This is a genomic window from Wujia chipingensis (assembly GCF_014337155.1).
Classification (GTDB): Bacteria; Bacillota; Clostridia; order Lachnospirales; family Lachnospiraceae; genus Coprococcus_C; species Coprococcus_C hominis.
In genome coordinates, this window is the sequence record NZ_CP060632.1 from 1,406,083 (window position 1) to 1,431,598 (window position 25,516).

The following is a 25,516-nucleotide window of genomic DNA, read 5'->3' on the forward strand; positions in this document are numbered from 1 at the left end:
TAGTACATAAGGAGGCTTTTAAGATGCGTATTGTTAAGTTGACAGAAGATACAAAGAAGGATATTTTGACGAATCTCCTGAAGCGTAGCCCGGATAATTATGGGAGCTATGAGGAAACAGTGAAGAATATCGTCAATGACATCCACAGCAGACGGGATACTGCATTATTTGAATATACAGAGAAATTCGATCATGCGAAGATCAATGCGGATAATGTACGTGTGACAGAGGCAGAAATCGAAGAAGCGTATACACAGGTGGATGCGAAGCTTCTGGAGACAATCCGCAAGGCAATTGTGAACATCCGCACATACCACGAGAAACAGAAGCAGTACAGCTGGTTTGATTCTGAAAACAACGGAACACTGCTTGGACAGAAGGTAACACCACTTGCAAAGGTTGGTGTGTATGTACCGGGCGGTAAAGCTGCATATCCATCTTCCGTGCTTATGAATGTTATCCCTGCCAAGGTTGCGGGAGTAGGCAAGATCGTAATGACAACGCCTTGTAACGCAGAGGGAAAGGTGTATCCGACAACTCTGGTTGCGGCAAAGGAAGCCGGCGTGGATGAGGTCTACAAGGCTGGCGGCGCACAGGCGATTGCTGCACTTGCCTATGGAACCGAATCCATTCCGAAGGTAGATAAGATCGTAGGACCTGGAAATATCTTTGTCGCACTCGCAAAGCGTTGTGTATTCGGACATGTCAGCATCGATTCGGTTGCCGGTCCAAGTGAAATCATGGTACTTGCTGATGAGACTGCTAATGCAAGATATGTAGCGGCAGATCTGCTTTCCCAGGCAGAACATGATGAGATGGCATCTGCCATTCTTGTTACGACTTCCGAGGAACTCGCAAAGAAGGTCAGCGAGGAAGTCGATGGATTTGTAAAGGAATTATCCAGAAAAGATATCATTCAGAAATCTCTGGATAATTATGGATATATTCTGGTTGCGGATACGATGCAGGATGCGATTGATACGGTCAATGAGATCGCAAGTGAGCACCTGGAGGTTGTCACAGCGAATCCGTTCGATACGATGACACGGATTCAGAATGCGGGAGCCATCTTCCTTGGAAGTTATTCTTCCGAGCCACTTGGCGATTATTTTGCCGGACCAAATCACGTGCTTCCGACGAACGGAACTGCAAAGTTCTTCTCACCACTTTCGGTAGATGACTTTATTAAGAAATCCAGCATTATTTACTATTCCAGAGAAGCACTGGAAGCCGTTCATGAGGATATCATTGATTTTGCAGAGGCAGAGTATCTGACTGCACATGCAAATTCAATCAAAGTTCGTTTTGAAAAATAACAGGGGGTATCGCATATGGCAAATCGTGTAGGTGTTGTATCAAGAAAGACAAATGAGACGGATATCCAGATGGAATTAAATCTGGATGGAAGCGGTTATGCAAAGGTAGATACAGGAATTGGATTTTTTGATCATATGCTGATCAGCTTTGCAAAACACGGATTTTTTGATCTGAATTGCAAGGTGACCGGGGATTTATTCGTGGACAGCCACCATACAATCGAGGATACCGGAATCGTGCTTGGACAGGCGATTGCAAAGGCGGTCGGTGATAAGCAGGGAATCAAGCGGTTTGGTTCTTTCATGCTTCCGATGGATGAGACACTGGTGCTTTCCGCATTAGATCTGTCCGGTCGTCCATATCTGGTGTATGATCTGGATCTTTCCACACCACAGGTTGGATATTTTGATACACAGATGGTAAAGGAATTCTTCTATGCTGTTTCCTATTCAGCTATGATGAATCTGCATATCAAACAGCTTGCTGGTTCCAATGACCATCATATCATTGAGGCGGCGTTTAAGGCATTTGCAAAGGCACTGGATGAGGCAACACAGTATGACAGCCGGCTTTCCGGACAGGTGCTTTCGACAAAAGGAAGCTTATAAGCGCATGCAGGAGGATAAAACGACAATGGAAGACAAGAAAATTGGCTACAAGCCGCTTACAGCTGCGATTCCCTTTTCGGAATTTAAGTTAAATGAAGCGGGACTGATTCCGGCAATCGTACAGGATGACGTGACTGGAGATGTACTGATGCTTGCATATATGAATGAAGCATCTTATAATAAAACGTTAGAGACCGGGCTTATGACATATTTTAGCCGGAGCAGACAGAGCCTGTGGTTAAAAGGCGAGACAAGTGGACATTATCAATATGTGAAGAGTCTGTATCTTGACTGTGACAATGATACGATTCTTGCACGTGTGGAGCAGATAGGAGCTGCCTGCCATACAGGAAGCCGAAGCTGCTTTTTCAAAAATATGTTGAAAGATGACTAAGTGGAGGGTAAACTATGATACATGTATGGAGTGAGTTGCTGGTTTATGTGATTAAGTTCCTGTCAATGCTTGTATGTGCAGGTCTTGGAATTATGGTAGGAAAGAAAATCCGTAAGAATAAAGATGTGAAAAATCAGGAGGAAATTTGACGTGAAAAATTACGGCGTGAATGAATTGCGTAAGATGTTTTTGGAGTTTTTTGAGAGCAAGGGACATTTGAAGATGAACAGCTTTTCGCTGATCCCACACAATGACAACAGCCTGCTTTTGATCAACTCTGGTATGGCACCGTTAAAGCCTTATTTTACAGGACAGGAGATTCCACCACGCAGACGTGTGACAACCTGTCAGAAATGTATTCGTACCGGTGATATTGAGAATGTAGGTAAGACAGCCAGACATGGTACATTCTTTGAGATGCTTGGTAACTTCTCATTTGGTGATTACTTCAAGCACGATGCAATTCATTGGACATGGGAGTTTTTGACTGAGGTTGTCGGACTCGATAAGAACCGTCTGTATCCATCGGTTTATCTTGAAGATGATGAGGCGTTCGATATCTGGAACAAGGAAATCGGCGTAGACAAAGACCGTATCTTCCGTTTTGGCAAGGAAGACAATTTCTGGGAGCATGGTGCAGGCCCTTGTGGTCCATGTTCAGAGGTTTATTATGACCGTGGAGAAAAGTATGGCTGCGGCAAGCCGGGTTGTACAGTCGGTTGTGACTGTGACCGTTATATGGAAGTATGGAACAACGTATTTACCCAGTTTGATAACGATGGACACAACAACTATACAGAGCTTGAGCAGAAGAATATTGATACAGGTATGGGACTCGAGCGTCTGGCAGTTGTCGTACAGGACGTAGATTCTATCTTTGATGTAGACACGATCAAGGCACTTCGTGACAAGGTCTGCGAGATGGCAGGTGTTACATACGAAGAAGACGCAAATACAGACGTCAGCATCCGTGTTATCACTGACCATATCCGTTCGGTTACATTTATGACATCCGATGGTATTCTGCCGTCAAATGAAGGACGAGGATATGTGCTTCGCCGTCTGCTTCGCCGTGCAGCAAGACATGGCAGACTGCTTGGTATCAAGGGAGCTTTCTTAGCAGAGCTTTCCAAGACAGTAATCGAAGTATCCAAGGATGCTTATCCGGAACTTGCTGAAAAGCAGGAGCATATTTTTGCAACGTTAAATACAGAGGAAGAAAACTTCAACAAGACGATTGATCAGGGACTTTCTATCTTGAACGGTTATGTAGAAGATATGAAGGCAAAGGGAGAGAAAACTCTTTCTGGCGAGCATGCATTTAAGCTGTATGATACTTATGGATTCCCTCTTGATCTGACTGTCGAAATTCTGGAAGAGTCCGGATTTGCTGCAGATGAGGAAGGCTTCAAGGCTTGTATGCAGGAACAGCGCGAGCGTGCAAGAAAAGCAAGAAAGACAACCAACTATATGGGTGCCGATGCGACAGTTTATGAGCAGATTGATGTTGCAATCACAACCGAGTTTGTTGGTTATGACAGATTGACACACGAATCTGAGATCGTGGCAATCGCAGGCGAAGATGCAGTCGTAGACAGCCTTTCCGAAGGTGAAAATGGTTCCATTCTTGTCAAAGAGACACCATTTTATGCGACTATGGGTGGTCAGTGCGGCGATGCCGGTGTGATCGAGACAGCAACTGGTAAGTTCATCGTCAAAGATACGATCAAGGTTGTCGGTGGTAAGATCGCACATATTGGATATGTAGAAAATGGTGAGATCAAGCTTCATGATACTGCAAAGCTTTCTGTCGATGCAGATAAGCGTCTGCATACCTGTATGAACCATTCAGCAACACATTTGCTACAGAAGGCATTGAAGATGGTTCTCGGTGGACATGTCGAGCAGGCAGGTTCCTATGTAGATCAGGATCGTCTCCGGTTTGACTTTACACATAATCAGGCACTCAGCAAGGAAGAAATTGAGCAGGTAGAGGCTATTGTCAATGAGAAAATCGCTGAGGATCTTCCGGTTGTAACAAAGGTTATGAGCCTGGAGGAAGCAAAGAAGACAGGGGCAATGGCACTCTTTGGTGAGAAGTATGGCGAGACGGTACGAGTTGTCAATATGGGCGATTTCTCTATCGAGCTTTGTGGTGGTACACATGTAGAAAAGACAGGCGTGATCGCAACATTCAAGATCGTGTCAGAGGCGGGTGTTGCAGCGGGTGTTCGTCGTATTGAGGCACTTACTTCCCGCGGTGCATTTGCATATTATCATAACTTAGAGAATACATTGAAACAGGCAAGTGCTGCTGCAAAGGCAGAGCCTGCTAACCTTGTAGAGAAGATCGAAGGCATGCTTGCAGAGATCAAGCAGTTACAGTCTGAGAACCAGAAGCTCAAAGATAAGATGGCAAAGGCGGCTGTTGGCGATGTATTGTCTGACGTTGTTTCTGTTGGAGATTACAAGGTACTTCCGGTATCTGTCAGTGGTGTTGATATGAATGCACTCCGTAATCTCGGTGATGAGATGAAGACAAAGATTGCATCTGGCGTAGTCATCTTAGCTTCCGACATGGGAGATAAGGTAAACCTGATTGTGATGGCAACGGATGATGCAGTGAAGGCTGGCGCGCATGCTGGAAATATTATCAAGAAGATTGCACCGATGGTCGGTGGTGGCGGTGGTGGCCGTCCAAACATGGCACAGGCAGGTGGTAAGAACCCGGCAGGCATCAAGGATGCATTGGATGCTGGTGTAAAGGAAGCTGAAGCACAGCTTTCATAGATTTTTGACATAAATAGAAAGTGAGGAACATAATATGGCATTAGTACCTACCGTCGTAGAGCAGACGAGCCGAGGCGAGCGCGCTTACGATATTTATTCAAGATTGTTAAAGGAGAGAATTATCTTTCTGGCAGATGAAGTAAACGATACAACTGCAAGTCTGGTTATCGCACAGCTTCTGTTTCTGGAGTCTGAGGATCCTTCCAAGGATATCAGCCTCTATATCAACAGCCCGGGCGGATCTGTATCTGCCGGCTTTGGTATCTACGATACAATGAACTATATCAAGTGTGACGTATCAACGATCTGTGTTGGTATGGCAGCCAGCATGGGTGCATTCCTTCTTGCTGGTGGTACAAAGGGAAAGAGAATTGCGCTTCCAAATTCCGAGATTATGATCCATCAGCCATTGGGTGGACTTCCAGGACACAATCAGGCAACGGATATGAAGATTGCAACGGATAATATCCTTCGTACAAAGGAACGTTTAAATCGTATTTTAAGTGCGAATACAGGTAAGTCCATGGAAGAAATCGAGCGGGATACCGATCGTAACAATTGGATGACGGCGGATCAGGCACTTGAATATGGCTTGATCGATCACATCTTCTCAAGCAGAGATGAAGTGAAATAAGAAAAAATGTAAATTCGTGACAATAAATTTCAATTTTTGGTTGACGAATTTGATTTATGTGTTATAATCTAACTTGTGCAATTTGGTAAATACCCAAACAGTTGTTTATGAAACGCACAAACACGAGATATTTTACAACTGGAGGGAGGGTGAGAGAAGTATGTCAAACGTAATCGTAAAAGAGAATGAGACTTTAGATAGCGCTCTTCGTAGATTCAAGAGAAACTGTGCGAAAGCCGGTATTCAGCAGGAGATTCGTAAGAGAGAGCATTACGAGAAGCCAAGCGTAAAGCGTAAGAAGAAGTCTGAGGCAGCTAGAAAGCGCAAGTTCAAATAATACAGACATTAAGGTGTTACTATTTTAGTAGCACCTTTTTTATTGTGTAAATTTTTGGATACATCATAATGAGAGCGCCACAAGCATATATTGGAAATAAAAGCTGTTCGGAGATGGAATATGACGCAGGTGCATTTTTACGATCAGACATGTGTACATGTGGATGGGTATAGACAGATTGTCAGCTTTGACACAACGCAGGTCCTGCTTCGATGTAAGAAAAATATGCTCGTCATTGAAGGAAATGCACTTCGGATTGCATCGTTCGATGAAGCGGAGATCACGGTTCGTGGTGATATTGCGGCTGTGCGATGGAAGGTGGAGGAGGCAGAGAAGCATGCGTAAATGGTCGGATATTTGTGCATACCGCTGTGTCATTCATATAACCGGTTGGGAAGTAGAACGCTTTTTGAACATCTGTAAGCATAATGATATTTTGTTTACGGATGTAATCATGGATAAGACCGGGGTATTTGCAACAATCTCGTACAAAGCATGGAAGACTGTCCAGAAGCTGCAGGAGAAATGTCAGGTTAGCTGTAGTATTGTAACAGAGACAGGCTTGTATCCATTTTTACGAAAGTATAAGAAGCGGGTGGCGTTTGTTGTCAGTCTGATGGTGTGCGCCGGGATCGTTTTTTATTCATCTCTTTTTATCTGGCATATAGATGTGGAGGGAACATCTATCTATACAGAGGAGGAAATCGTGACGTATATCAGTGATTCACTCGTGCCGATTGGGACAAAACGGGCGGCAATTTCGATTGCTGAACTGGAAAAAACATTGCGGATGCAGTATGACCAGATCGCATGGATCACTTGTGATGTAGAGGGAACCAGGTTGGTTGTCCGATTTGTGGAAACGGTAGAAAAGGAAGAAGTAACGACGTTTGATACACCGTGCAATATAGTGGCAGTCAAGGACGGCATTGTGCTTGATCTGCTTGCCAAGAGCGGAACAAAGCTGGTTAATCCTGGCGATGAAGTAAAAAAAGGGGATGTGTTGATTACTGGAGTTGTAAACATCTATAATGAATATGAAGAATTGATCGAGACGAATTATGTGGCGGCAGATGGTATTGTATATGCGCAGACGAAGTATCAGTATCAACAGGCATTTCCACTTGATTATACACAGAAAAGACAGGGGAAAAAGAAAAAGACAGGAATAACGATCCAGCTTGGAAATTCGGTGAAAACGCTGCATCAGCCAAAGTTGGTAGACGGTTATGAACAGGTATCCACCACGCATACGTTTCATATAGGAAAAGCATATTATCTGCCATTTTCTGTGACTGTCACAAAGTATTATCAGCCGATTTATGAGACAAAGACTTATACTGAGGAAGAGGCACGCAAAAAGCAGGAACAGCTGTTGCAGACTTATATTGCAGACCTCAAGAAAAAAGGGGTGGAAATACTAGAAAATAATGTTACAATAGAGTGTAAAGATGGAGAATGTCTTGCATCGGGAATACTGGTTGTAAGGGAAATCATTGGTGCGCCGGAGACATTTGTAATCCCGGAAGAGACGATTCAGAAAAATGAGGAATAGGAACAGTTATGAGTGCATATTATGAGACAATTACAGTGCCTGCAGATCAGATTCAGCTGGTGTTCGGACAGTTCGACCGCAATATCAAGAATCTGGAAAAGGCATATCATGTAGCGGTGGTTTTACGGGATGATAAGCTGCGTATCACAGGCTCGGAGGGCAGCGTGAAACGGGCAGTTTCAGTAATTGAACAGTTAGTTGCTCTGGCAGATAAAGGGGAAGAGATTACTGATCAGAATGTGAATTATGCGATATCATTGTCAAGAACTGGCGAGGAAGAAGCCGTATCGACGCTTGCAGCAGATTCGAATATTATCTGTCATACAACAAATGGAAAGCCGGTTAAGGCGAAAACATTGGGACAGAAAAAATATGTGGAAGCCATTGACAAGGATATGATCGTGTTTGGTGTTGGTCCAGCAGGAACCGGAAAAACATATCTGGCGATGGCGAAGGCAATCACAGCATTTAAGAATAATGAAGTGAACCGGATTATCCTGACAAGACCGGCGATTGAAGCTGGAGAGAAGCTTGGATTTCTGCCAGGGGATCTGCAAAGCAAGGTGGATCCATATTTACGCCCATTGTATGATGCGTTATATGAGATTATGGGCGCGGAAGCATTCCTGAAAAATATGGAAAAAGGACTGATTGAAGTAGCACCGCTTGCGTATATGCGTGGACGAACTTTGGACAACGCCTATATCGTGCTGGATGAAGCACAGAATACGACGCCGGCGCAGATGAAAATGTTCCTGACGCGTATCGGATTTGGTTCCAAAGCAATTATTACCGGAGATCTATCCCAGAAGGATCTGCCGAAGGATGCGCAGTCAGGTCTGGAAGTGGCACTTCGTGTCCTGCATAATATTGATGAGATCTCTGTGATACGGTTTACAAGTGAGGATGTTGTTCGGCATCCGCTTGTGCAGCGAATCGTCAATGCGTATGAGGAATATGAAAACCGACATAGCCGGGAAAAAAAACAGACGCAGAATAAACATTAAATTGTACAAGATAAAACTTGATTATCTGATACATTTGGGATAAAATGTAACAGGCAATAAAGGAGAGATACATTGAGCGTATTTTTTGAGAATGAATTGGATACAGAAATTCCTGCACATTATCAGGACATTGTAGAGGATATCATAGAGGCGTCTCTGGATTTTCTGAAATGTCCATATGAATGTGAGGTGAATGTAATCTTTACAGATCATGCAGGGATTCAGGCAATCAATAAAGAATACCGGGATATCGATGCACCGACGGATGTTTTATCGTTTCCGATGATAGAGTATGAAGTGCCGGGTGAATTTGATTTCTGTGAGAACAGTCCACTTGATTATTTCAATCAGGACACCGGAGAGCTGATGCTTGGAGATATCATTTTAAATGTAGATCGGATTGCTGAGCAGGCGGAGGAATATGGTCATACGAGACGACGTGAAGTTGCGTTTTTAACGGCACATAGTATGTTGCATCTGGCAGGATATGATCATATTGATGATTCAGAACGTCTGCATATGGAAAAACTACAAGAGGAAATATTAACAAAGAAAGGATATACGAGAGACAATGAAGAAGAATAAGTTAAAGAAGTTGTCTATTTTTGCACTGACAACTGCACTTACCGTATCTTGCCTGGCAGGATGTGGAAAAAAGAAAGAGGAGGATACCGAGCAGGCAACTATTACGACCGAAGCGGCTGCAACGATGTCGGATGCAGATATTGAATTTGCACCGACAAAGGAAGGCTATGTGATCAATGAGTTTTCGGGTGAGTGGATTGACGAGAGTCTTTCTAATCAGAGACCACTTTGTATCATGATCAATAACATTGTAGATGCAATGCCACAATCAGGTATCTCACAGGCAGATATCACATATGAGATGCTTGTTGAGGGTGGTATTACCCGATATATGTGTGTATTTAAGGATTATTCCAATCTGGAAAAGCTGGGACCAGTTCGTAGTGCCAGACATTATTATGTACAGATGGCAAATATGCTTGGCGGTATTTATGCACATGTAGGATGGTCTGTCTATGCGGAATCATGGATTAAGGATACAGGATTAAATAACCTGAATGGTCTGTATGATTCCACAACTTTTTATCGTGATGAGTCAAGGGTTGCACCACACAACTGTTATACAAACAGCGAAAAGCTGAAGGAAGGTATTGCGGCAGCTGGTTACAGTACCGAGTATCTGGGTGAGAAATCTAAGGCGTTTGCATTCAATGTAGAAGAGACAGCGCTTGGCAGTGGTCAGACAGCAAACAAAGTGACAACTGCATACAATGACAGCAGTACAAGATGGTATGAGTACAATGCCGATGAGAAACTGTACTATCGTTTCCAGTATGGAACAGAGCAGATTGATGATCAGACAAATGAGCAGCTTCGCTACAAGAACCTGATTGTTATGTTCGTTCAGTATACAGATCTTGGCGATGGTTTACAGAATATCGATTGGGATAAGACTGGAACCGGATATTATATTACAGATGGTGAGTATGAAGCAATTTCATGGAGAAAGGATAATGGAGTTGTAAAGTACTATACCGCTGATGGCAAGCAGTTGAAGATGAATCCGGGAAAGACATTTGTAACAGTATTTGATGAGACAAAGCAGGATAAGATTATCTTTGAATAATTAAATACAAATATGGAAATAATTTCTTCAAGGAGTTGGTGCCATGAAGAAATTATTTTTATATGTACTATTATTTGTAGGGATTTTTTCGTTATGCTTTTTGCTTGCAAATGAATATTTTAAACAACGTATGCAGGAAAAAGAGGGACAGAAGCTGGAACTTGCAGCGGATTCCATTTCCATTGACACAGAATGGAAAGACAATGGATTTTTGGTAGGGATTCAGAGTGGACGTGTGATAGTGTACGAGGCAGATACGCAACAGGTGTATGAATATACTGATATTGATGCGGCGGTCTTGCAGAAATTACATCCGAGTGTATATCAGGATCTCTTAAAAAATGTGCATTTTGATTCGAAAAAGGAACTGTATCGATATCTGGAATCATTATCAACCTAGAATAAACTTACAGTGAGGAAAACAATGAAAACACAGTATGATGTATGTGTAGTTGGCGGTGGTGCAGCCGGAATGGCTGCAGCAATCGCGGCTGCAGAGGGCGGAAACACCGTCTGTATCATTGATAAAAATAAAAAACTGGGCAAGAAATTATATGCCACAGGCAATGGTCGATGCAATCTGGCAAATACAGATATGAAGGATGGTCATTATCATTCGTCTTCAGAAACGTATCAGAAATTTCTGCATACCTGTCTGGGCGAGCAACCATTGCATGAAATGTTTGCATTTTTGCATTCTATTGGTGTATATACAAGATGTATCGATGGATATTATTATCCGATATCAATGCAGGCATCAGCGGTTGTATGGGCACTTTTAGACCGAATAAAGGCATTGCAGGTAACCACGTATCTGTCGGAAACGGTGACAGATATTCGGATAAAAAAGGATGGATATCATATTCAGTGTAATACGGAGATTATTGCCAGGAAGGTGATACTTGCATGTGGTGGACGATCATATCCATCGCTTGGCGGCTGCGCGGAAGGCGCAAGACTGGCAGAGAAGCTCGGTGTAAAACAGGAGCCGCAAAGACCGGCTTTATGTGCTGTTATGACAGAGGAAAATACTGAGGCGGTAAAAGGCGTTCGAGTGGCATGTTCGGCATGGTTTGAAGAAGGTAACACGGAATGGAAACAGTCCGGTGAATTACAGATTACCGAGTATGGTTTATCCGGGATTATGATATTCAATTTATCTTCGGAACTTGGCAGAATCTTATCAGAAGAATCAAGTGTTAAGCTGTATGTGGATTTTTTACCGGAGATAGAAGAGAATGCATTTGTGCAGGGAAGCAGAGATGTGAACCGGAGTCTGTATGGATATCTGAATGCGTATTTGCCGGATAAGCTTGCCATGTATATTTTGGAGACCGCGTGTGAACAGCCAAAGCAGGCGCTTACAGAGTTAACAGAAGCCCAGTTACATAAGATTTATTATCTTTGCAGACGATATCCATTTCATGTCCGTGCATTGAAAAACTATGAACAGGCGCAGGTAACCGCAGGTGGAATCCGACTGACTGAGATTCAGCCAGAGACGATGGAATGTCTGGGACATCCCGGAATGTATGCGACGGGAGAAATGTTGGACATTGATGGAGATTGCGGCGGATATAATCTGACGTTTGCGTTACTTACAGGATTACGCGCAGGGAGAGCATGTCATGATAAGAATTAACCAGATTAAGATACCAGTACAAAAAGACGAAACAAGCGCTTTAAAAAAGAAAATACAGAAGACGCTCAGGACGAATCATCCGTATACATATCAGATCGTTCGGAAATCCTTAGATGCGAGAGACAAGGGAAATCTGCTTCATATCTATACGGTTGATGTGGAATTTGAACGATCACAGGATTTTCCTCGCAACATAATAGACAATAAAAATATTATGTTAACTAAAGATGAGAAATATACATTTCCGCATCGATGCAGAGACGATTGTAACGAGAAAACGGACGTGTCCATATATCGCCCAGTTATCATTGGCGCTGGTCCGGCGGGATATTTTGCGGCGTTACAATTAGCATGTGCCGGATACAGACCGATTGTATATGAGCGTGGAAAGTGTGTGGAAGAACGGACAAGGGATGTTGAAGGCTTCTGGCAGGGAGAGACACCGATCTGTGCGAATTCCAATGTATCCTTCGGCGAGGGCGGTGCCGGAACCTTCTCGGACGGAAAGTTAAATACCGGAATCAAGGACAAATATGGACGGATTCAGGCGGTTATTGATGATTTTATACGGTTTGGAGCGTCAGAGGAGATTGGCTATCTGAACAAACCGCATATCGGGACGGATGTATTAAAGCATGTGATGAAGGAAATGCGGGAGGAGATTCGATCCTTTGGCGGAGAGATTCATTTCTCCCATCAGCTTACCGCGATCTCCCATAGATCCGATACATGTCTGTCGCTTACGATTAAAGATCTGCAGAACGAGCAGACGATCGTAGTGGAGACATCTGCCTGTATTCTGGCGATCGGACACAGCGCAAGAGACACATTTGCTATGTTGCAGGCGGCCGGTGTCACGATGGAGGCAAAATCATTTGCAATGGGACTCCGGATCGAGCATTCACAGGCGATGGTCAATGCGAGCCAGTACGGCACGAGCGGGCAGGCGAAGCTGCTTCCGGCTGCAGATTATAAGATGACATACCGTTCAACCAAGGGGCGCAGTGTATATAGCTTCTGTATGTGTCCGGGTGGATTCGTCGTTAATGCATCGTCCGGCGAAGGACAGAGTGTGGTAAATGGTATGAGCAACCACGGAAGAGATGAGGAAAACGCGAATTCAGCGATCGTTGTAAATGTCACACCGGAGGATTTTGCGGCGGATGGATTCGCTGACTACGGCGTGCTTGCCGGTGTGGAATTCCAGAAGAAATATGAGCACCTCGCCTACGAGGCTGGAAATGGTAAGATTCCGGTGCAGCTATTTGCGGATTATAAGGCGAATCGTGTCTCAACTGGATTTGGAAGTGTGAAGCCAAACATCCGTGGAGGCTATCAGTTTGCAAACCTCAATAAGTGTTTGCCAGCCTATATAAATGATGCTATAATTGAAGGGATTTTGGACTATGACCGCAAATTAAAAGGCTTTTCATCCGGGGATGCCGTGTTATCCGGTATAGAATCCCGGACATCGTCACCGGTGCGCATCGTGCGTGATGAGACCTATCGAAGTGACTATGCAGGTCTGTTTCCTTGTGGAGAGGGCGCAGGGTATGCAGGTGGTATCACATCCGCGGCTGTGGATGGAATCAAGGTGGCAGAGGCGGTTGCTGCATATATCAATAACATAGTATAAAGAGGGAAAAAGACGTGGACGAGAAACGAATCAGAGAAGCATTGAAGGATAAACAACGAATCGTATTAAAGATCGGTTCGTCTTCTATCATACATGAAGAAACCGGCGGGGCGGATTACCGGAAGTTAGAGACACTGGTGCGCATTATCTGTGACCTGAAGAATCAGGGGAAGGACGTAATATTAGTATCGTCCGGTGCAATTGGTGTTGGATTTGAGATGCTGGGACTGCGCCATAAGCCGAAGACGGTATCCCTGAAGCAGGCGTGTGCTGCGATCGGACAGGGACAGCTTATGATGATCTACCAGAAGCTTTTCATGGAGTATAACCATATGGCTGCACAGGTTCTTCTGACCTTTGACGCGATCACAGATCCGGAGCGCCGCAGAAACGCCGAGAATACATTAAATGAGCTGTTACAGCAGGGTGTCATTCCGGTTGTCAATGAGAACGATACCGTGGCAACAGAGGAAATCGAGTTTGGTGACAATGATACAATGTCTGCGATCGTGGCGCATCTGATCAAGGCAGACCTTCTGATTCTGCTTACGGATATTGATGGATTCTATACGGATGATCCACATAAGAATCCGGAAGCAAAGAAGCTGACACTGGTAGAGACGATTGATGATACGATGAAGAATATGGCGAAGGATGCCGTGACAAACTATGGTACGGGTGGCATGTCCACGAAGATTGCGGCTGCGCGGATCGCAACAGATTCCGGAGCGGATATGGCAATCATGGACGCCGAGAATCTGACACAGATCTATGATCTGATGGAAGGAAAATCAGTGGGTACCCTGTTCTTAGCACATGAGAATGACGATTTTGATACGGTTGATTTCATCGTGCATAAAGGATACCAGAAATAAGAATAGAAATGGAGAATATCGCATGAACGAAGCAGATATCCAGAGAATTAACGAATTGGCAAGAAAAAGTAAGACCGTGGAGGGACTGACAGAAGCAGAGCTTGCAGAGCAGGCAGCTCTCCGTAAGGCATATATCGCAAGTGTGAAGCGCAACCTGAAAACACAGCTTGATAATATTGATATCAAGGAAGCTGATGGAAGTATCACACATGTGAAGGATATACCGAAGAATAAGCGGAGTGAGTATATCCAGATCCGCTTAAAGTAGATAAAGGAATGGTTTACATGACAATTTCAGAATCAAAGAAAGCACTTCGGAAGGGGATTCTTGCAAAGCGCAGGAATCTTTCTGAAGCATATCAGAAGCAGGCTGCGCAGGAAATCTATGAGAAGCTGCGCGCGCTTGAGGTGTATAAAGAAGCATCGGTACTGTGTCTCTATGTGCCGATTCAAAAAGAAGTCGATTTATTTCAATATATCCCGGAATTCCGAGCGGATGGAAAGCAAATCTATCTGCCGCGTGTCAACGGGAATACCATGGATTTTTACGCATATAATGAACAGACTGCGCTTGTCGAGGGCGCATATCATATATTAGAACCGGACAGCATGGTACAGTTAGAACCGGAAAAGACCGGTGGCACCTGTCTGATCGTGATGCCGGGGGCAGTCTTCACGAGAAGCTGTGACCGGATCGGCTATGGCGGCGGGTATTATGACCGGTATCTGGCGGCACATCCGGATTGTCATACTGCAGCGGTCGGGTATGCGATTCAGATCGTAGATTCGATTATGACCGAGGAAACGGACATCAAACCAGAGGTTGTATTATATAATAGTAAACAATAATTGTATTATGTAAACTAATATTGATATAGATTGGAAAATGGGTTGGAAAAAGTAGCAAATGGAGGACGTGTATATGGGTGAAGGAAAAGGAATTGGACTGGTGCTTGCCGGTGGCGGCGGCAAGGGTGCATATCAGGTTGGTGTATTGAAGGTGTTACAGGAACAGGGATTGCTCGAGGATGTGACGGCGATATCGGGTGCATCAATCGGTGCAGTCAATGCAATGTTATATTCGATGAACGATATGGAGCGGATGTATCAGGCGTGGAATGAGATCGATATGGATACGGTCTTTGATATCGACCTGAACATGCTTGCTGAAAAGCGTATGTATTTCTCACGGAATGAAATGCTTGCGATGTTCGAGAAATATATTGATATGGAGAAGATCAAAGCGGATTTCCGTGATATCTATGTATCAATCAGCCGCTTAAATGAGACACAGCAGCCGGAACAGGTAGAATACCGCAGACTCGAAGACTATGACGCGGATACGATCCGGAAGATCCTGCTTGCGTCTACGGCACTTCCTGTTATGTATGAGGCAGTGGAAATCGACGGGAAGAAGTACCGGGATGGGGGATTGTTAGACAATGAGCCGATTCAGCCGCTGTATGATCTTGGAATCCGTCAGTTTATCGTGATCGGTATGCGTGCAGGAAAGGTTCTGAATACGGAGAAATGGCTGGATGCTCAGTTTATCACAATCTATCCAAGCCATGATTTGGGGGATCTGATCGATGGTACATTGAATTTTACCGGACGTGCGAAGGAGTTCCGGCAGATGCTTGGCGAGAAGGATGCACTTCGTGCATTGAAGACGAAATTCCACCCGGATGATCTGTATATCCGGATGGAGCCGGTGCTGGCACAGAATGACTATAACGATATCATGATGCAGCTGCGTGTGAACTATACATATAAAACGATGGAGAATCGTGTGAATTCTAACATTGAAAAGTTCAACAATATAGCTAAAAAGTACGAAAATTTATAAAATATTTTGACAATTTGCACAAAAAAATGTATAATCAGAGTAAGTCAAAAGTGACTTGTACAAGGCGTGTAAAGGGGGCTTATCTATGGCAAAGACAATTATCACGATTGGTAGACAGTTTGGCAGTAATGGTCGTAACATTGGTAGAAAGCTTGCTGAAAAGATTTCCGCAAACTTCTATGACAAGGAACTGATCAATGAGACGGCTAAGGAAAGCGGGTTGAGCGAGGAATTCCTGAAATCGCTGGATGAGAAACCAACGAGAAGTTTTCTGTATTCGCTTGTTTCAGATCCATATAGCTATGGATTTACAAGTGCAGGCTATCAGACAAATCTGAACCAACAGGCATTTCAGGCAACATATGATACGATTAAGAAACTTGCAGATAAAGGACCATCAGTATTTGTAGGTCGTTGTGCGGACTACGCATTGCGTCACAATACGAATCTGGTTCGCATCTTTATACATGCGCCATTGGAGGAACGTATTAAGAATGTTTCCGAGCGTTTTAATCTGACTCCGGATAAAGCAAAGGCGCAGATTGTAAAGGAAGATAAGGCGCGTGCATCGTATTATAACTATTACACTTCAAAAAAATGGGGTGCACTGGAAAGCTATGATATATTTATCAATAGTAGTCTGATGAGTGAAGACGATACTGTCGATTTCATCATTGATTACATAGATAAGATAAAGTAGAAAAGGCTTGAAATATCTTGAAAAAATATCCTTTATCAGATATGATGATAAAGGATATTTTTTTGTAAAATAATGTAAATAATCACGACAAGAGGAACGACAAACATGGCGCTGAATGATAAAACGCGGAAACACAACGATATGGATTTCCAGAAGGATCTGTCCGAAATCTTGACCAATGCGAAAATTGGACTCTGGGCGATCGAAATGGATGAGGACAAAGAGCCGAGAATGTATTTCGATGACGTGGCAAGAGAGATCACTGGATTTTACGAGGATATGACACCGGAGGAATGTTACGAACGCTGGTACAAGCGAATCGTGGATTCTGCCATTGATTCCGTGCAGGCAAGTGTCAAGGAGATGATCGAACAGGGCAAATCAGAGAATACCTATGCATGGATTCATCCGAAGAAGGGACGTATCTACACACGATGTGGCGGTTCTCTGGATGAGAATTACACGGCAGGAACCCGTCTGTGGGGGTATCATCAGGATGTCACAGAGAATATGCAGGCGGCTGAGATTGCTCTGCAGGAGGCAAAACGTGCGAATGCAGCGAAGACGACCTTCCTGTCGCGCATGTCCCACGATATCCGGACTCCATTAAATGGTATTATCGGGTTGCTGGAGATTGGTGAGCGTCATCCGGACGATGTGGAGCTGTTGCGCCAAAACCGTGCGAAGGAAAAGATTGCAGCGAACCATCTGTTGTCGTTAATCAATGATATATTGGAGCTTAGCAAGATTGATTCGAGCCGGATCGAGCTTGCACACGAGGCATTTGATATTACAGAACTGGCAGATGAGATCCTTACGATTACAGCGATGAAAGCTGCAGAAGCCGGTATCACGCTGGTGCATGGTGACTGTAAGGACAGCATGATCCATCCATATGTATATGGCAGTCCATTGCATGTGCGTCAGATATTACTGAATATTTTGGATAACGCAGTGAAATACAATGTTCCGGGTGGCAGTGTGCATTGCAGCGCGGAATTTGTAGAGATGGAAGCGGAACGGGCAGTATACCGCTGTACAGTCACGGATACCGGAATCGGTATGTCCGAGAAGTATATGCGTCATCTGTTTGAGCTTTTCTCACAGGAGCATTACAACGAGATGAGCTTGTATCAGGGAACCGGGCTTGGTATGCCGATCGTAAAGAGCCTGATCGACCGCATGCATGGAAAGATCGAGGTACGGAGTGAAGTTGGTGTCGGTACGACATTTACAGTTACCATTCCATTTGAGATTGCCCCGGAATCTGAGGTCGCAAACAATGAGAATGAAAATGAGGAGCAGGTATCTCTGGATAATGTCAAAATCCTGCTTGTAGAAGATAATGAACTGAATCTGGATATTGCAAAATACCTGCTTACCGATTCTGGTGCACAGGTAACAACGGTTATGAATGGCGATGCAGCAGTTCGTGAGTTTCAGAATACACCTGTGGGAACCTATGATGTGATTCTCATGGATGTGATGATGCCGGTGATGAATGGTATCGAGGCAACCCAGAAGATTCGTGCACTTGCACGTGAGGACGCGAAGACAATTCCAATCATAGCCATGACTGCCAATGCATTTGTAGAGGATGTACAGGCAGTGAAGAATGCCGGAATGAACGATCATCTGGCAAAGCCATTGGAAATGAATAAAGTGATTCATACGATAGGTAAGTATCTGAATAAATAAAATGAATGAAAAATACCATCAGCTGAGTAAAAGTTGATGGTATTTTCAATATGGCTATTTTTTAGATTTGGTGTCTGGGACTGTATTATGTTCCCGGAGCTGTACGGTATTTCTGGCGCGGCGCTTGCGGTAATCATCCATGTCCGCGTAGTGCTTTCTGGTTGTATTTACGTCAGAATGGCCTAAGACATCGGCAACCAGATAAATATCGGAGGTTTCCTGATATAATGCGGTACCATAGGTGCTACGAAGCTTGTGTGGCGTAATATGCTTCAGAGGGACCGCAATCTGTGAATATTTCTTCACCATGTTCTGTATCGTTCGAACATTGATTCGACTGTGGTGGGAGGAGAGGAAGAGTGCATTTTCTGAGCCTTTGGCAGGCGTGAGTTTCTTGCGTTCCTCTATATATTCCTGTAAAGGTTCAACCGCCTCGTCGCTGAAATAGACGATTGCTTCCTTTCCACCTTTTCGGGTTACACGGATGCATGTATTCTTAAAATCCACATCGTTCAGATCCAGACCGACACATTCGGAGATACGGATGCCCGTGGATAACATGAGCGTCATGATTGCTAAGTCACGTACCTTGGATTTCTCGTGAAATTTGAGCTGGCGGTCAGTCAGATTGGTGCCATATTCAACCGTATCGAGGAAATTCGCCGTTTCGTCCGCATCCATACGTGTAATTGCCTTTTCCGGCAGTTTGGGACGATCCACCTTATCAAATATATTTTCCTGTAGCATATCGTGCTTATACAGGTAATTAAAGAGGACACTCAGGGCACAGAGCTTGCGTTTGAGTGCAGATTTACCGTTTGTGTAGATACGGCCGTTCTTTTCGTATTTTTGGAGGTAATCCAGATAGTCCTCGATGAAAAATGTATCTATGGACGACAGGACGTCAAGAGAGACATCCTTTGGCGTATCACAAGGATGTTCGGTATAGACCTCACATATATATTCGAAAAATATTTTGATGTCACGTACATAGCCTAATCTGGTTCGCGGCGACGTTGTCTGTTGGACACCACGGACGAACCGCTTGACGTAGTCCGGAAGATCATTGCACACATTCCGAATCAAATCCAGATTGTGTTGTTCTTCCTGTTCATGATAAGTAATATCAGCCATACGATAAAAACCTCCCAATGCCTGTAAAGCGTTGATTTCTCTATATTTCTAGGATACCACTACTCTGGTAATAAATCAATAGATAATTTCGTAAAACCTGAGTTTTGCGCATAAATTTATGAGCAAAAATATGGAGGGACTTCTGCTATTCCACCTGTATATTTATTATTTATCGTGGGAATGTGCCATTTATTTCAAATGTAAAAAACAGTTCCATACTATGATATTCTTTCCGGGAAAATGTATGTTAAGATACTTGTATTTAATCAGGATAATAAAGAAACTATATACAATCAAACAAAGGAGAATAAAACATGGGAAAAACATTTGAGAAGAAATTACCGTACAAAAAAGCAATCTGTTATTCCGGTTACCGGGAAGGTCAATGTCCGACCGGAGAAATGCCATCGAAAGAACAGATCTCCGAAGATCTGCATCTGCTTGTAGCGGACGGCTATGGTTATATCCGTATGTATGAGCCAAATGCGCATGCTATTACTGCTCTGCAGGTAATTCGTGAGGAGAAGCTTCCGCTCCAGTGTATGATTGGAATTGATTCATTACCGGAAATCCGAAGAAATCGTTGGCTTCGTCTTTGAAGCGTTCGATGAGCTCTGGAAGGATCCGTCCTCTCCGGCTGCCTCTGAGTGTAACTGGGGCATCTACGATATTAACCGGAAGAAAAAGTGGTAAAGAATAATCAGGGCCGCTTATCTAATTATGATAGGCGGCTCTTGCTATTTTTCAGAAGTTTGGTGTGTTTATAAGATATTAATGAAGTTTCTGGATAAAAGTTCGATAGATCTGTAAATACTCCTCTTCTACGTCTGTAAATGGTCGGACTGTATAATCTGGTTCATCATAAACCTGTGGTTTCGGTAAAGGCAGTTTCTCGTGTAACAGATATGTAAGGTCGTACCATAGCATTGCATTATCGATATCCTTCAGAATTTCCTGTTCAGCATTATCTAATGTACTTCCAAGAAAATGCGTATAAATCATATCAAGCAATTGATCTTCCAGCAGGTTATATTCCGGCAAGGTCTGCTTGAATGGACGAGGAACATCCGACATATAACATTCACTTGCATCATGAATCAGACACGCAAGAACCAGACGTGCCGATAGCCCGCGAGCCTGCGCTTCTTTCGCGCAGGCAATGCAATGCTGTCCAACTGAGAAAAAGGTCTGTACGTGCCCATTTCCGCGGCACAAAAGCGACAATGCATGCGCGATATCTTCGATGCAAAGAAAGGATGCATCTGGATTGACCGGATCAAAATGTTTTCCAGTGTAAGTTGTTATATATGACATAATCGGAACCTCTTTCGTGAATTTATCGTGCTTCAGTATAAATAAACGGCTGATTAATAAATCTTTCTGATATCTCCGATTATACCATACATTTCCCGGAAATGTGCAAGATCTGATGCATCTTGTATCAGCATAATGTCCTCAAATGCTTTGGTGGAATTATCCTGAAATCCAGCAACCTGCTCACCGGTGCAGATGCTGCATTTGATGACAGGAGTTTTCTCGACTGGGTTATAGGTGGTGTGTGATTTTTTGTGGAAAAGTTTCATGGTGGGGCTCCTTTGTGAGAGATTGAGTCATTATATACCCTATCATGCTTGTGGAAAAAGGTCAGTTTCAATTACTTCAAAACGATATTTCTGCTTGATATCAGGGTATTTCACATGATCCACTTCGCTTATAAACATGTCATATGGACGCGCACACGTTTTGTATGGAGGATAAAGTGCCTGATAGATCACAAGCTTCTCTCCTGTCTCCGTGTGGGATGCAAATGCCAATATCTTGTAGAGATATTCGGCTGATTGCGGATCGGTGATATATTCTCTTTTGAAGTGGCGCACGATGGCACCGATGGTAAAGGTGTGCATGAATAAAATTCCTTTCTTTAAACAGCTATTTATCGTATATGTCTATTTGATATTATATTAAGCCTTTTTTGTTAACCAATTAATATATTTTTTTATATTATCTGTTCTTTTGCCTTTTGATAAATAAAATAATTGATTTGATATCATTTTATTAAAAATATCTTGCTCAAAATCATTATTTGATGAAAGTTGGTTATAAATACTCTTAAGTCTTTTATTTTTGTAATCAACATCATACAGAAAAAAACCTATAGTAAATATTGGAAAGTAAGTTGTCAAAGTTTGCTTTTCTTTATCTAAATTTTGAATATCATCAATCATTGTATTTAGCATAGAATTGATAATTTGTTTTTTCCCTTTTATTAGATAAATCCAAATGTAAAAAAAGGCGTTTATATTATTTAATGCATGTATGTAGCCTTTTTTGTAATTGATATTTTTATTATTTAGAAAAACACTTATAACCTTTTTCTCGTCTATAATATATACCCATTCTTTGCACCCCAATTTTATTAAGGCATTTTTTCTATCCTTGGTTGTATATTCAATAATTACAATTGTAATAATAAGAAATAACAACATTAATATGAAAAACTCATTAAATCTATACCTTAAAGCTATAAAAGATAAAGAATAAACATACATACCTAATAAATAAAAATAGCAATATAATTTAGCTTTCTTATATTTTTCTTCAGAGTAATCACCTAAGTTATTTGAATAAATAATTTCCTTAATTGAGTAGATACTTTTATGTTTACATAAGCTTATATATTTTTTGTTTATTGTATTAAAATTCTCCCTAATAAATTGAAATTTCCATGATTCTTTATTGATCATATTTATTTCAACATCATTAAGAAAAAATAGTCGATGTAATTGTGCAAGTAATGTAAAATCTTTTTTATCAAATAATATAATTGAAAAAAGAATATATAATATATAAAAATTGCTAAAACAATTCATTAAAATTCCCGATAATATAATATAATCGTATTTTGGAAATAAAAAAATATTAAAGATAAAAATTTCAATTGTTGAAATAAACAATAGGATTACAAATAATGGTATTTTATAATATTCTAGTATTTCTTTTATAGTAAACAAAATATACTGTTTTTTATTAAAAATTATAATAAAAATTAAAACGGAAATAGTAATACCTGTTAGAGTTAAACAGTTGCTATATAGATTATTAAGTTTATTAGAATCAAATGATTTGATAAAGTAAGTGGTAATAATCGAAATTAAAACTGTAGCAGCAAAAACAAAATAACCGATAGTTATATTAGAATATTTGTCTTTGTAATAGATACTGTTTTTTTCATAAGACATTTTTTTGCTGTTTGTTTTTGATTCGTTTTTATCAGTTTTAAATATAAGATAGAAAAATAACACTGAAAACAATATTGGAATTGACAATGAAATATTTTCTAAAAATGTAATTATTTTTTCCATGTGTATGCTCCTTTCTGAAACAATATTATTGTTTTGAAATAATCAATTTGAATATAGATTTTGAATTCTTGGTAATTTAATCAATCCCAAAACTCCGCTCCTCTTCCACCACATCCAGTTTCTTGACATCCATCCCTGTAATCTGGACAAATCGACGTCCGGCGAGGAATGCGATCAGCTCATCAATGGCTGATTCTGCCCCTTGCACCTCCATTTCGACATCTCCGTTATAGAGATTCTTTACCCAGCCGGTAAGGCGCAACTGGTTTGCTTTGTGTTCGGAATAATACCGGAAGCCAACACCCTGTACGCTTCCGTGAAATATGATATGTTTTCTGATGATATCTGCCATGTTGTTCTCCATTTATATGTGTTTTTCTTGCTTGCTTTTCTGCTTCAGAATCAATAATAATTTAATTATAAGCCATTTTTCTTGCTGGTGCAATGAAATAAAAAAGAGATAATCATTCCAATAGAAATAATTATCTCTTTCCGTGTGTATCGTTATTTACATTACAGACACTTCTTCACATCATCCACAATCTGTTCCACAGTCAGATGATTGTCCTTTAATACGTCATTTACATCGTAACGGTCGAGGAATTCCTTCTTGATACCGAAGTTCAATACCTTCATATCAGAAGCTCCGTAGAACCGGGTGATCTTCTCACCGAAACCACCGTCCAAGATGCCATCTTCGAGTGTGATAACCACATCGTGGTTTGCCTTCAGGTCTTCGAGCATAGCCTCATCAAGACCGGTAATATAATATGGATTGATGATGGTTGCTTCGATGCCAGTTGATTCTTTCAGTGCTTCGGCTGCTTCTACACCAAGTCCGTAGAATGAACCAAGACCGATGATTGCAACCTTGCTGCCCTGCTTCGTGATCTCGTACTTATTCAGCTTCGAGAAGTCCTTTGTGACAGCCTTACCGTCAGAGACAAATGCGCCACCTGGTACGCGGATGGCAACCGGATGCTCTGTCTGGGCGATGCTCCAGTCTAACATGGCAAGGTACTCTTCCTTTGTCGTTGGTGCGAGGTAGACAAGTCCTGGGATATTTGCCATCATAGGGATGTCGTAGATGCCGAGGTGTGTGACATCGTTCATACCATAGATGGACGCAGAAAATGTCAGGATCGTTGCCGGATTGCCGTTTACACACAGATCCTGCGCCAGCTGGTCATAGGTTCTCTGGATAAATGTGCTGTATACGCCGTAGACCGGTTTGCCACCGCTTTTCGCAATACCGGAGGCGAGTGCCACAGCTGTTTCCTCGGCGATTCCGACATCCACGAATTGTCTGCCCGCTTCCTTTCGCTTATCTTCCGTGAAGCCCATTACCGTCGGTGTGGCAGATGTGATGGTCACAACACTTGGATCTTCTTTCATTTTCTTCATCAGGTAGTCACAGGTAACGCTGGAATAATCCTCACCACCAAAATCTGCGATTACCTCGCCGGTCTCGATATCGAACGGCAGATGCCAGTGCCACTCTTCCTTGTGTGTTTCGGCGAGCTTGTAGCCTTTTCCTTTCAAGGTACGAATGTGTACCACAACTGGTTTTACGCTGTCCTTGACGCCTTCAAACGCCTTGATTAACGCCGGAATATCATTCCCCTCATGAACATACACATAGTCAAGTCCCATCGCCTTAAAAAGGTTACATTCTGCCTGTCCGTTTGTCTCGCGCAGGAGCTTTAAGTTCTGGTAGAGGCCACCGTGATTTTCTGCGATCGACATATCGTTATCGTTCACGACAATGATCAGGTTGCTCTGCAGCTCAGATGCAAAATCAAGTCCCTCTAATGCTTCGCCACCACTCAAGGATCCATCGCCGATGATTGCAATCACATTTCCGCTCTCACCCCGCACATCACGTCCCTTTGCAAGACCGCAAGCCAGGCTGATAGAGGTAGATGTATGACCAATCACAAAATGGTCATGGTCACTTTCCTCCGGGTTGCTGTAGCCGGATACATCGTTGTAATGCTCTTCGTAAAGATACGCATCCTTTCTGCCAGTAAGCATCTTGTGTGGGTAGGTCTGATGAGATACATCAAACACAAATTTATCCTTCGGAGATTCAAATACATAGTGCAAAGCAATCGTTGCTTCTACCATACCGAAGTTTGGACCGAAATGTCCGCCGTGGATGCTCGCACGCTTCAAGAGCACCTGACGCATCTCCGCCGCTAAGCTTGTAAGTTCGTTGTTTGAAAGCTTCTTCACATCCTCTGGACCGTTGATTTTCTCAATGTACATAACGTTTGTTCCTCCTGAAATTTTCTTATTATTTCTCGCACAAAAAGGATGAATACTATCTT

Annotated in this window: 27 protein-coding genes and 2 pseudogenes; 22 read left to right on the forward strand and 7 right to left on the reverse strand. The window is 42.6% G+C overall.

Annotated elements, in window-relative coordinates; translation table 11 throughout:
• Positions 1-23 precede the first annotated feature (23 nt).
• The 21 genes and pseudogenes from hisD to H9Q76_RS06635 all read left to right on the forward strand — a co-directional run bounded on the left by hisD (position 24) and on the right by H9Q76_RS06635 (position 18,690).
• Complete coding sequence (gene hisD, locus H9Q76_RS06540; protein ID WP_117780159.1) at positions 24-1,316, forward strand: histidinol dehydrogenase; 1,293 nt, start codon at positions 24-26, stop codon at positions 1,314-1,316.
• 15 nt (positions 1,317-1,331) lie between these two features.
• Positions 1,332-1,925, forward strand: coding sequence for an imidazoleglycerol-phosphate dehydratase HisB (gene hisB, locus H9Q76_RS06545; RefSeq protein ID WP_021985547.1), 594 nt, complete (start codon positions 1,332-1,334; stop codon positions 1,923-1,925).
• 79 nt (positions 1,926-2,004) lie between these two features.
• Positions 2,005-2,319 (forward strand): annotated as a pseudogene (gene hisI, locus H9Q76_RS06550) (phosphoribosyl-AMP cyclohydrolase); the annotation flags it as partial.
• Between the two features lie 14 nt (positions 2,320-2,333).
• Positions 2,334-2,468, forward strand: coding sequence for a hypothetical protein (locus H9Q76_RS13775; RefSeq protein WP_021985545.1), 135 nt, complete (start codon positions 2,334-2,336; stop codon positions 2,466-2,468).
• Between the two features lies 1 nt (position 2,469).
• Entirely contained in the window at positions 2,470-5,109 is a 2,640-nt protein-coding gene (alaS, locus tag H9Q76_RS06555) for an alanine--tRNA ligase (RefSeq protein WP_283243541.1), read from the forward strand.
• Positions 5,110-5,143: 34 nt separating this feature from the next.
• The gene (clpP, locus tag H9Q76_RS06560) at positions 5,144-5,743 is read left to right on the forward strand and encodes an ATP-dependent Clp endopeptidase proteolytic subunit ClpP (protein ID WP_021985543.1); all 600 of its coding nucleotides are present in this window, start codon (positions 5,144-5,146) and stop codon (positions 5,741-5,743) included.
• Positions 5,744-5,903: 160 nt separating this feature from the next.
• Positions 5,904-6,080 carry a 30S ribosomal protein S21 gene (gene rpsU, locus H9Q76_RS06565; protein WP_021985542.1) on the forward strand — a complete coding sequence of 59 codons (177 nt, stop codon included), beginning with the start codon at positions 5,904-5,906 and terminating at the stop codon, positions 6,078-6,080.
• Positions 6,081-6,200: 120 nt separating this feature from the next.
• Positions 6,201-6,425 (forward strand): YabP/YqfC family sporulation protein, encoded by a 225-nt coding sequence (locus tag H9Q76_RS06570; RefSeq protein WP_249321858.1) that lies wholly within the window; start codon positions 6,201-6,203, stop codon positions 6,423-6,425.
• The gene (locus H9Q76_RS06575; RefSeq protein WP_021985540.1) at positions 6,418-7,635 is read left to right on the forward strand and encodes a sporulation protein YqfD; all 1,218 of its coding nucleotides are present in this window, start codon (positions 6,418-6,420) and stop codon (positions 7,633-7,635) included. The genes H9Q76_RS06570 and H9Q76_RS06575 overlap by 8 nt, the downstream gene beginning before the upstream one ends.
• An 8-nt stretch (positions 7,636-7,643) precedes the next feature.
• Complete coding sequence (locus H9Q76_RS06580) at positions 7,644-8,642, forward strand: PhoH family protein (protein ID WP_118545013.1); 999 nt, start codon at positions 7,644-7,646, stop codon at positions 8,640-8,642.
• 72 nt (positions 8,643-8,714) lie between these two features.
• A complete protein-coding gene (ybeY, locus tag H9Q76_RS06585) occupies positions 8,715-9,227 on the forward strand; it encodes an rRNA maturation RNase YbeY (RefSeq protein WP_021985538.1) in 513 nt (170 codons plus the stop codon).
• The gene (locus H9Q76_RS06590) at positions 9,214-10,293 is read left to right on the forward strand and encodes a DUF3048 domain-containing protein (protein ID WP_249321859.1); all 1,080 of its coding nucleotides are present in this window, start codon (positions 9,214-9,216) and stop codon (positions 10,291-10,293) included. The genes ybeY and H9Q76_RS06590 overlap by 14 nt, the downstream gene beginning before the upstream one ends.
• A 43-nt stretch (positions 10,294-10,336) precedes the next feature.
• A complete protein-coding gene (locus H9Q76_RS06595; protein ID WP_021985536.1) occupies positions 10,337-10,693 on the forward strand; it encodes a hypothetical protein in 357 nt (118 codons plus the stop codon).
• A gap of 24 nt (positions 10,694-10,717) precedes the next feature.
• Entirely contained in the window at positions 10,718-11,935 is a 1,218-nt protein-coding gene (locus H9Q76_RS06600; protein WP_249321860.1) for an aminoacetone oxidase family FAD-binding enzyme, read from the forward strand.
• On the forward strand, positions 11,922-13,571 hold the full coding sequence (locus H9Q76_RS06605; RefSeq protein ID WP_249321861.1) for an NAD(P)/FAD-dependent oxidoreductase: 1,650 nt from the start codon (positions 11,922-11,924) through the stop codon (positions 13,569-13,571). The genes H9Q76_RS06600 and H9Q76_RS06605 overlap by 14 nt, the downstream gene beginning before the upstream one ends.
• 14 nt (positions 13,572-13,585) lie before the next feature.
• Positions 13,586-14,446 (forward strand): glutamate 5-kinase, encoded by an 861-nt coding sequence (gene proB / locus H9Q76_RS06610; RefSeq protein ID WP_021985533.1) that lies wholly within the window; start codon positions 13,586-13,588, stop codon positions 14,444-14,446.
• A 22-nt stretch (positions 14,447-14,468) separates the two neighbouring features.
• Positions 14,469-14,714: a DUF896 domain-containing protein gene (locus tag H9Q76_RS06615; protein ID WP_021985532.1), complete on the forward strand. Its 246-nt coding sequence runs from the start codon at positions 14,469-14,471 to the stop codon at positions 14,712-14,714.
• A gap of 17 nt (positions 14,715-14,731) precedes the next feature.
• Positions 14,732-15,295 (forward strand): 5-formyltetrahydrofolate cyclo-ligase, encoded by a 564-nt coding sequence (locus H9Q76_RS06620; protein WP_021985531.1) that lies wholly within the window; start codon positions 14,732-14,734, stop codon positions 15,293-15,295.
• A gap of 73 nt (positions 15,296-15,368) precedes the next feature.
• The gene (locus H9Q76_RS06625) at positions 15,369-16,292 is read left to right on the forward strand and encodes a patatin-like phospholipase family protein (protein WP_021985530.1); all 924 of its coding nucleotides are present in this window, start codon (positions 15,369-15,371) and stop codon (positions 16,290-16,292) included.
• Positions 16,293-16,377: 85 nt separating this feature from the next.
• Positions 16,378-16,992 carry a cytidylate kinase-like family protein gene (locus H9Q76_RS06630; RefSeq protein ID WP_021985529.1) on the forward strand — a complete coding sequence of 205 codons (615 nt, stop codon included), beginning with the start codon at positions 16,378-16,380 and terminating at the stop codon, positions 16,990-16,992.
• Positions 16,993-17,097: 105 nt separating this feature from the next.
• On the forward strand, positions 17,098-18,690 hold the full coding sequence (locus H9Q76_RS06635) for a hybrid sensor histidine kinase/response regulator (protein WP_249321862.1): 1,593 nt from the start codon (positions 17,098-17,100) through the stop codon (positions 18,688-18,690).
• A gap of 54 nt (positions 18,691-18,744) precedes the next feature.
• On the opposite strand, the gene H9Q76_RS06640 is transcribed toward H9Q76_RS06635, so the two are convergent.
• Positions 18,745-19,824, reverse strand: coding sequence for a tyrosine-type recombinase/integrase (locus H9Q76_RS06640; RefSeq protein WP_117780150.1), 1,080 nt, complete (start codon positions 19,822-19,824; stop codon positions 18,745-18,747).
• A gap of 314 nt (positions 19,825-20,138) precedes the next feature.
• On the opposite strand from H9Q76_RS06640, the gene H9Q76_RS06645 reads away from it, so the two are divergent.
• Positions 20,139-20,423: a hypothetical protein gene (locus H9Q76_RS06645; protein ID WP_249321863.1), complete on the forward strand. Its 285-nt coding sequence runs from the start codon at positions 20,139-20,141 to the stop codon at positions 20,421-20,423.
• A gap of 172 nt (positions 20,424-20,595) precedes the next feature.
• On the opposite strand, the gene H9Q76_RS06650 is transcribed toward H9Q76_RS06645, so the two are convergent.
• The 6 genes and pseudogenes from H9Q76_RS06650 to H9Q76_RS06675 form a co-directional block, all read right to left on the reverse strand.
• Positions 20,596-21,138: an HD domain-containing protein gene (locus tag H9Q76_RS06650; RefSeq protein WP_330594816.1), complete on the reverse strand. Its 543-nt coding sequence runs from the start codon at positions 21,136-21,138 to the stop codon at positions 20,596-20,598.
• Between the two features lie 53 nt (positions 21,139-21,191).
• A complete protein-coding gene (locus H9Q76_RS06655) occupies positions 21,192-21,407 on the reverse strand; it encodes an aspartate dehydrogenase (RefSeq protein WP_249321864.1) in 216 nt (71 codons plus the stop codon).
• A 42-nt stretch (positions 21,408-21,449) separates the two neighbouring features.
• Positions 21,450-21,710: pseudogene (locus tag H9Q76_RS06660) on the reverse strand (DUF1653 domain-containing protein); the annotation flags it as partial.
• Between the two features lie 75 nt (positions 21,711-21,785).
• Complete coding sequence (locus H9Q76_RS06665; protein ID WP_118734121.1) at positions 21,786-23,186, reverse strand: hypothetical protein; 1,401 nt, start codon at positions 23,184-23,186, stop codon at positions 21,786-21,788.
• A 76-nt stretch (positions 23,187-23,262) separates the two neighbouring features.
• On the reverse strand, positions 23,263-23,538 hold the full coding sequence (locus H9Q76_RS06670; RefSeq protein ID WP_118734122.1) for an acylphosphatase: 276 nt from the start codon (positions 23,536-23,538) through the stop codon (positions 23,263-23,265).
• Between the two features lie 161 nt (positions 23,539-23,699).
• On the reverse strand, positions 23,700-25,454 hold the full coding sequence (locus tag H9Q76_RS06675) for a 1-deoxy-D-xylulose-5-phosphate synthase (RefSeq protein ID WP_249321865.1): 1,755 nt from the start codon (positions 25,452-25,454) through the stop codon (positions 23,700-23,702).
• Positions 25,455-25,516 lie beyond the last annotated feature (62 nt).